Here is a 7259-nt window from a genome sequence, read left to right on the forward strand (position 1 = left end):
ACGTCTCCTTCAACTGCGGACGGACCAGACCTGGACGGTCGGGCCATAGCCATCGATGACGGTGGAACCATCAGGTTCGGTGTACAGCGGCCGGGCGCCGCCGTAAAGGTTCTCGGAGGTCGTGCCGGGCGGCAGACCGGGAAGCTTGAAGGGCTGACCGGGCGACCGGCGGGCCAGGATCAGCAGGCTCTGCTCGGCGCTCTCGCGCAGGAACATCAGGCTGTCGCCGTCGGCGTGCACCCAGCGCAGCCCGCCCAGCCGCAGCGCCGGCGACGACCGGCGCAGCGCGATCAGGTCGCGGTAGAAGCCGAGCACCGGCGCGTCCCAGCGCATCGGCACGCGCGCCTGCTCGTTGTCGGCGCCGGTCAGCCCGAGCTCGTCGCCGGCGAACAGCATCGGCGTGCCGGGCAGGGTGAACAGCAGGCCGGCCGCGACCTCCTGCCGCTCGGCCGAGCCGACGACCGTGCGGATGCGGGCCGTGTCGTGCGAGCCGAGCAGTTGCCACGAGGTCGTCCACGACCGCCACGACATCTGGGCCGCGAAGGCCGACATGGTCGCGGCCACCGAGGCCGCGTCGGCCACCGGCACCTCCTCGGGCACGCCCAGGAAGCTGTCGAACGGCAGGTCGTCGGCGCGCAGCCAGCTCCACACCGGACGGGTGAAGCCGGAGTAGTTCATCGTGCCGTGCCAGCCGTCGCGGTCGAGGTCGCTCGACGCGTCGTGGGTGTGCTCGGCGATGAGCAGGCCGTCCGGATGAACGTCGTGCATGGCCTGCCGGAGCAGGGCCGCGACCTCGTGGGTGAAGTCGTCGGTGCCGAAGCGGGCCGTCATGTTGGCCACGTCGATGCGCCAGCCGTCCAGCGCGTACGGCTCGGCCAGCCAGTGCCGGACGATCCGCGCGAACCGGCGGCGGAGCTCGTCGCTGCCCCAGTTCAGCTTGGGCAGGGTCGGCTCGCCGCGCCACGACTCGTAACCGCCGTCCGGGCGTACGTAATAAAGCTCTTTCTCCTGAGGGAACCACTCGTGGGCGTCGCCGGTGTGGTTGGTGGTGAGGTCGCCCAGCAGGCGAACGCCGCGCTCACGGGCGGCCGCGGAGAGCCGCTCGAGCGCGCGGTCGCCGCCGAGCAGGGGGTCGACGTGGTCGAAGGTGGTGGCGTCGTAGCGGTGGTTGGAGCGGGCCGGGAAGAAGGGCGTCAGGTAGAGGGTGTTGGCGCCCAGGCCGGTGATGTGGTCGAGGTGCTGTGCGATGCCGTCCAGATCGCCGCCGTACAAAGTGCGCAGCGCGTTCGGGCCCCGCACCACCGGGTCGTCCCACGCGGCGCCGACGGCCCAGTCCGGCAGCTCCCGTTCGGCCGACTTCGCGAACCGGTCGGGGAAGATCTGATACACGACGGCGTCGCGGGCCCACGGCGGCGGCGGTGGATGGGCGACCACCCGGAAGTCGGTCGCGTCGGGCACGTCGTGCGTGGTCAGCCCCATCCCGGTCAGCCACCGCATGCCGCGCGTGGTGCCGAGCAGGAAACGGTACGTGGTCACGGGATTGTGCACCGGCAGGTCGGCCCGCCACCACGTGTCGCCGCCCGGTCCGCGCCGGTCCACGACGGCCGACGTGAAGACGGGCTCGCCGTCGCGGACCCAGCGCATGTGCACCCGCGACACGCCGGTGCCGCGCGGCACCCGCACGAAGACACTGACCGTGTCGCCGAGCGCGGGCGCCGGATCGCTCACGTACAGCTCGCTGCCGTCGTGGTGCGGCCTCATCATCCCTTGACCGCCCCCGCGGTCAAGCCGTCGGTGATGTAGCGCTGCAACAGCTGGAAGACGAGCACGGTGGGGATGGCGGTGAGCAGGGTGCCGGCGCAGAACATGCCGAAGTTGGCGTCCCGTTCCCCCGCCACCAGGCCCCACAGCCCGATCGAGAGCGTCTTGGCCCCGGTGTCGGTCAGGAAGACGTTGGCGATGAGGAACTCGTTGATGGTGCCGATGAAGGCGAGCAGCCCGGTCACGGCCAGGATCGGCGCCACCAGCGGCAGCAGGATCCGGAAGAACACCTGCGGATGGCTGGCGCCGTCGATGGTGGCCGACTCGTCGAGCTCACGCGGCACCGTGTCGAAGAAACCCTTCATCAGCCACGTGTTCACGCCCAGCGCCCCGCCCAGGTAGAGCAGGATCAGGCCCCACCACGTGTTGAAGCCGATCGCCGGCCAGTAATCGGTGATGGTCGAGAACATGAGGAAGATGGCCACGATCGCCAGGAACTGCGGGAACATCTGGATCAGCAGCAGCGACAACAGCCCCACCCGGCGGCCGCGGAAACGGCGACGGCTGAAGGCGTACGCGGCCAGCGCGCTCAAGAAGACCGAAGCGGCCGAGGCGGTGGCCGCGATGACGATCGAGTTGAGGAACCAGCTGCCGAACGCGGTGTCGCCGAGCAGCCGGGTGAAGTTGCCGAACGAGGCACCGCTCGGCACCAGCTGGGACGACGAGAGCGTGCCGAGCGGGTTGAGCGCGGCCGACACCACGAAGACGATCGGCACCATCGCGAAGACCAGAATCAGGATCGCCACGCCGTGCCGCCAGCCCACCTGCTTCAACCACTTCATGAGTAGACCTCCTCCTGACGCCGGGTCCGCCGGAAGCTGATCGCCGACACGACGGCGACGATGAGGAAGATGAAGATCGATATGGCGGCCGCAAAGCCATACTGTGCGCCCGCGCCGCCGAACGCCAGCCGGTACGTGTAGGTGATCAGCAGGTCGGTGGCGCCGTTGGCCGGGTTGTCGGCCGGGAACGGCGCGCCCTCGGTGGTCAGGTAGATCGCGTTGAAGTTGTTGAAGTTGAACGCGAACGACGAGATCAGCAGCGGGGTGAGCGCGACCATCAGCAGCGGCAGCGTGATCTTCCGAAACGCCGCCCAGGCCCCGGCGCCGTCGATCCGCGACGCCTCGGTGAGCTCGCCCGGAATGGCCTGAAGGGCGCCGGTGGCGACCAGGAACATGTACGGATATCCCAGCCACAGTTGCACCAGGATCACCGCGAAGCGGGCCGAGGCCGAGCCGCCGAACCAGTCCACGTCGGTGCCGAACAGGTTGTTGATCAGGCCGAAGTCGGTGTTGAACATGTCCCGCCAGACCAGCAACATCGCGAACGACGGCATGGCGTACGGGAGGATCAGCAGCACCCGGTAGAGGGTGCGGCCCCGGACCCGCTTGGAGTGCAACGCGATCGCGCACAGCAGCCCGAGCACGAAGGTTCCGCCGGTCGAGAGCAGAGCAAAGGCGAAGTTCCAGACGAGGGTACGGAGGAAGGGCCCGGAGATCGCGGGATCGGTGAGCACCCGGGTGAAGTTGCTGAAGCCGACCGTCACCTTCCAGCCCTGGGCCAGGCGCTCGCCGTCGCCGGCCACGAAGAGACCGAGGCTCTCGTCGGCGCGCCACGACTTGCCGGTGGTCGTGTCGCGCACGCAGTCGCAGGACGCGTCGTAGACCCGGCCTGCCTTGCCCTCGTACGCCCGGGACAGGCCGGAGGAGCGGATGGCGCCGCCCGCCGTGGGCACGGCCAGGGCGGTGATCTCCTTGCTGCGCAGGCTGGCCTGGCCGGTGGTGAGGACGGTGTAGCCGCTCGCGGCGGTGACCCGGCCCGCGCTGGTGACGGTGGCCTCGACAGGGGTCAGGCCGTTCGCGTCGCCCGCGGACACCTGCTTCGTGGCCGGGTCGGTGATCAGGAAGACGAGAGGCCCGGTGGCCGTGTCTCCGGTGGTCGCGACCGTCAGGGCGTACTGAAGGGAACCCGGCACCTGCGTGACCGACGCGGTCTGAATGGCCACGACGGCCTCGGCCTTGGTGCCGCGGTGGCCGTCGCCGAAGTTGGTGAAGGCGGTGCTCGCGGTGTAGAGGACCGGGAAGATCTGGAAGGCGATCAGCAGGATCGTGCCGGGGGCCAGATATTTCGCCGGGATGTGGCGCGGGGTCAGGTAGAGGTAGAGCAGCGCCGCGGTCGTGCCGATCAGAATCGCCAGGCCGGTCCACGCCTTGTTGTCGATGAGCGGGAATGCGGCCCAGATCGCGATCGCGGTGGTGAGCCCGAGCAGGATGATCTTGAACCATCCCGCGGATTTATCCGGCATGTCCGGCTTGGGGGGACGGGCCCGCTGGGTAGCGGGCCCGTCGAGCTGCATGACCATTTACTTGATCGCTGCCTGAATCGTCTTGCCGGCGCTGGTGATCGTCTTCGCCGGGTCGGCGCCGCCGACCACCGCGGCCTCGGCCTTGCCGAACGGGTCCCAGATCGCGGCCATCTCGGGGATCGCCGGCAGCGGGATGCCGTTCTTGCCGGCGTCGATGAACTTCTGCAGGTCGGGGTCGCTGCCCTTGACCTGGTCGAAGGCGGCGGTCAGGGCCGGCGGGCGAGGCTCGGCCTCATAGAGCGCCACGGCCAGCTCGGGAGTGGTCACGTAGTTGGTGACGAACTCCTGAGCGAGAGCCTTGTTCTTGCCCTTCGAGGCGACATAGAAGGTCTGCACGCCGAGGAACGGCTGGGCCGGCTTGCCACCCGCGAAACCGGGAACCGGGCTGATGTCGTACTTGATGTTGGCCTTCTTGACGTCGGTGACCGCCCAGGGGCCGGAGATCAGGTAGGCGCACTTCTTCGAGGTGAAGGTGGCGATCGAGTTCTCGGGGGTGATGGAGCGCTTGAGAGCTCCATTGCCTTTCTCGCCGAGGGTGGCGATCTTCTTGAACGCGGCGACCGACTCCGGCTTGCCGACGCCGAGGTCCTTCGGGTCGTAGTCGCCGTTGGCGGTCGTGCCGAACAGGTAGCCGCCGGCGCTCGAGTAGAGCGGGTACAGGTGGTAGGCGTCGCCGTTCTGGCCGACCTGCACACAGAGCTTCTCGGTGGCCTTCGTCTTCGTGGCCACCAGCTCCTCGATGGTGGCCGGCGCCTTCGGGGCCAGGTCGGTGTTGCGGATGAGGGCGAGGTTCTCCAGGGCGTACGGCACGCCGTAGGTCTGGCCGTTGAAGGTGACCGCCTTGAGCGCGTTCGGGGCCAGGCCGCCGGTCTGCTCGGGCGAGAGCTGCACGGGGTCGATGGCGCCGTTCTGCACGAGGTTGCCGATCCAGTCGTGCGCGCCGACCATGACGTCCGGGCCGCTGCCCTGCTGGGAGGCGGTGACGAAGGTGGTCTGCTGGTCCTTGGAGATGGCCTGGACCTTGACGGTCACGCCGTTCTCGGCGCCGAACTTGTCGGCGAAGGGCTTGAGGGCGGCCGAGCGCTTGTCGTCGGCCCAGATGACGAGCTCGCCGCCCGCCTTCGCCTCTGCCGCAGCCGACGGCTTTGTAGCGCTCGCGTCCGTTTTGTCGGCTCCGCAGCCTGTTATGAGAAACGCGCAGGTCATAGTGGCGGCTACGCCCACTGCACGGATGCGCATAGTGGTCTCCCTTTGAAGGTTCTTGCGTCAACTGCAAGCCGACATCGCAAGGGCTTGCAGGGATGTTGATCGTCAACTACGAATAAGCACAGCTCACCTGATCTTTTGAGAGATCGGCTCGTGTCGCTGGTGTTGCGGGGACGTTAGCAAGTCCTTGCAATCAATGGAAGAGCTTGCAGGAACTCGCCGGCAACACGGCGGCACTAGAGTTGTCGCCATGCGTGCACGGATGGCCGACATCGCCCGTCAGGCCCAGGTCAGTGAGGCGACGGTCTCGCGTGTCATCAACGACCGCCCGGGGGTCTCCCACGAGACCCGCCAGGCGGTGCTCACCGCTCTCGACGTTCTCGGCTACGAGCGGCCGGAAAGGCTGCGCAAACGCAGCGCCGGCCTGGTCGGCCTGGTGGTGCCCGAGCTCGACAACCCGATCTTCCCGGCCTTCGCCCAGGTGATCGAGTCGACGCTGGCCCAGCAGGGCTACACGCCGGTGCTGTGCACCCAGTCGCCCGGCGGCGTCACCGAGGACGAGTACGTGGAGATGCTGCTCGACCGGCAGGTCTCCGGCATCGTCTTCGTGTCCGGCCTGTCCGCCGACACCACCGCCGACCACGCCCGCTACCAGCGCCTGCTCGACCGTCCGCTGCCGATCGTGCTGGTCAACGGCTACGCCGAGGGCATCGAGGCGCCGTTCGTCTCCTGCGACGACCGCCTCGCGGGCGACCTGGCCGTGACCCACCTGGTCGCCCTCGGCCACCGGCGGATCGGCATGATCTCGGGACCGCACCGCTTCATCTCGACCCAGCGCAAACTGGCCGGCTATCGCCAGGCGCTGCAACGCGAGCTGAAGGTCCCCGACTCGTCGATCGACGACTTCGTGTCGCTCACCCTGTTCGGCGTCGAGGGCGGCGAGGTCGCGGCCGACCGCCTGCTCGCGATGGGCGTGACCGGCCTGGTCTGCGGCTCCGACCTGATGGCCCTGGGCGCGATCCGCGCCGCCCGCCGCCGCGGCCTCTCGGTCCCGGGCGACGTGTCAGTCATCGGCTTCGACGACTCACCGCTGATCGCCTTCACCGACCCACCCTTGACCACACTCCGCCAGCCGGTCCCGGCCATGGCGGTGGCGGCCGTCCGCTCCTTGATGGACGAGATCAACGGCCACGGCGCCCCCCACTCGGAATACCTGTTCCGCCCCGAGCTCGTGGTCCGCGATTCCACGGCGATCGCCCCGGCCCGCCGCTCCCTCCCCGCCGACACCCCAGCCGCCTGACCAACCCCTCCACCACCGGCGCGGCACCACCTCACCGACGCCCAGCCTCCTGACCAACCCCGCCAACACCGGCGCGGCACCACCCCGCCGGCGCCCAGCCGCAGGGCCCACACCACCGGGCCCGTGTCGGCGTACGGGTTCCGGTGCAGAGCCCGGTACGCCAGATGCGCAGAGGCGGAGGTGGGTAGCACCGGGAACGCAGAGGACGCCGCTTACTCACGATGAGTAACCGGTACACGTGGCCCGCCGCCCGGAGCGCGGCATGAGAATTCAGGCCTGTCTGATGGCCCACGCGAATGTGGCACGTTTTCTCTCTTACCGCTCCGGCTGGGCTCGCGGGAGAATAACTCATGCGCCAGATACGGGGTCAGATTCAGTTGTTCAGCCAGACGCAAATATCTCAATGGCGCGATCCCACCCGGCGCCGTAACTACTCCGCCGGCGAAGAAGAATTCCGCCGCGATCACCACGAGCGCCGGCAATACGGATTGATACAACGACACACCCGAAAATGGCGCAGCCTGCACGGCGACACCCCGATGCCACCCTTGGCCCCACCTCGCCCCT

General features: G+C 68.7%; 6 protein-coding genes. 2 read left to right on the plus strand and 4 right to left on the minus strand.

What is annotated here, in order from left to right; all coding sequences use genetic code 11:
- Positions 1 to 9: 9 nt before the first annotated feature.
- From CRP55_RS50505 to CRP55_RS50520, 4 genes are read right to left on the minus strand one after another with little or no spacing between them, the layout of a single operon-like run.
- Positions 10 to 1764 carry a glycoside hydrolase family 13 protein gene (locus CRP55_RS50505; protein ID WP_245924021.1) on the minus strand — a complete coding sequence of 585 codons (1755 nt, stop codon included), beginning with the start codon at positions 1762 to 1764 and terminating at the stop codon, positions 10 to 12.
- Positions 1761 to 2603: a sugar ABC transporter permease gene (locus CRP55_RS50510; RefSeq protein ID WP_097329265.1), complete on the minus strand. Its 843-nt coding sequence runs from the start codon at positions 2601 to 2603 to the stop codon at positions 1761 to 1763. Before CRP55_RS50510 ends, CRP55_RS50505 begins: the two co-directional genes overlap by 4 nt.
- Positions 2600 to 4126, minus strand: coding sequence for an ABC transporter permease subunit (locus CRP55_RS50515; protein WP_438865861.1), 1527 nt, complete (start codon positions 4124 to 4126; stop codon positions 2600 to 2602). Before CRP55_RS50515 ends, CRP55_RS50510 begins: the two co-directional genes overlap by 4 nt.
- A 57-nt stretch (positions 4127 to 4183) precedes the next feature.
- The gene (locus CRP55_RS50520) at positions 4184 to 5425 is read right to left on the minus strand and encodes a sugar ABC transporter substrate-binding protein (RefSeq protein WP_097329267.1); all 1242 of its coding nucleotides are present in this window, start codon (positions 5423 to 5425) and stop codon (positions 4184 to 4186) included.
- A 217-nt stretch (positions 5426 to 5642) separates the two neighbouring features.
- Between CRP55_RS50520 and CRP55_RS50525 the strand changes: the two genes are divergently transcribed.
- Positions 5643 to 6692, plus strand: a complete 1050-nt coding sequence (locus tag CRP55_RS50525) for a LacI family DNA-binding transcriptional regulator (RefSeq protein WP_097329268.1) — start codon at positions 5643 to 5645, stop codon at positions 6690 to 6692.
- Positions 6693 to 7042: 350 nt separating this feature from the next.
- Positions 7043 to 7259: hypothetical protein (locus CRP55_RS54225; protein ID WP_218855207.1), on the plus strand; the 217-nt coding region annotated here is incomplete at its 3' end.

The sequence above is a fragment of the Paractinoplanes atraurantiacus genome, from assembly GCF_900215205.1.
GTDB classification, from domain to species: domain Bacteria; phylum Actinomycetota; class Actinomycetes; order Mycobacteriales; family Micromonosporaceae; genus Actinoplanes; species Actinoplanes atraurantiacus.

What these genes read in the sequence shown, in the direction of transcription:
- CRP55_RS50505 (WP_245924021.1), bottom strand. Translation starts at nt 1,764, where the DNA reads ATGATGAGGCCGCACCACGACGGCAGCGAGCTGTACGTGAGCGATCCG.
- CRP55_RS50510 (WP_097329265.1), bottom strand. Translation starts at nt 2,603, where the DNA reads ATGAAGTGGTTGAAGCAGGTGGGCTGGCGGCACGGCGTGGCGATCCTG.
- CRP55_RS50515 (WP_438865861.1), bottom strand. Translation starts at nt 4,126, where the DNA reads ATGCCGGATAAATCCGCGGGATGGTTCAAGATCATCCTGCTCGGGCTC.
- CRP55_RS50520 (WP_097329267.1), bottom strand. Translation starts at nt 5,425, where the DNA reads ATGCGCATCCGTGCAGTGGGCGTAGCCGCCACTATGACCTGCGCGTTT.
- CRP55_RS50525 (WP_097329268.1), top strand. Translation starts at nt 5,643, where the DNA reads ATGCGTGCACGGATGGCCGACATCGCCCGTCAGGCCCAGGTCAGTGAG.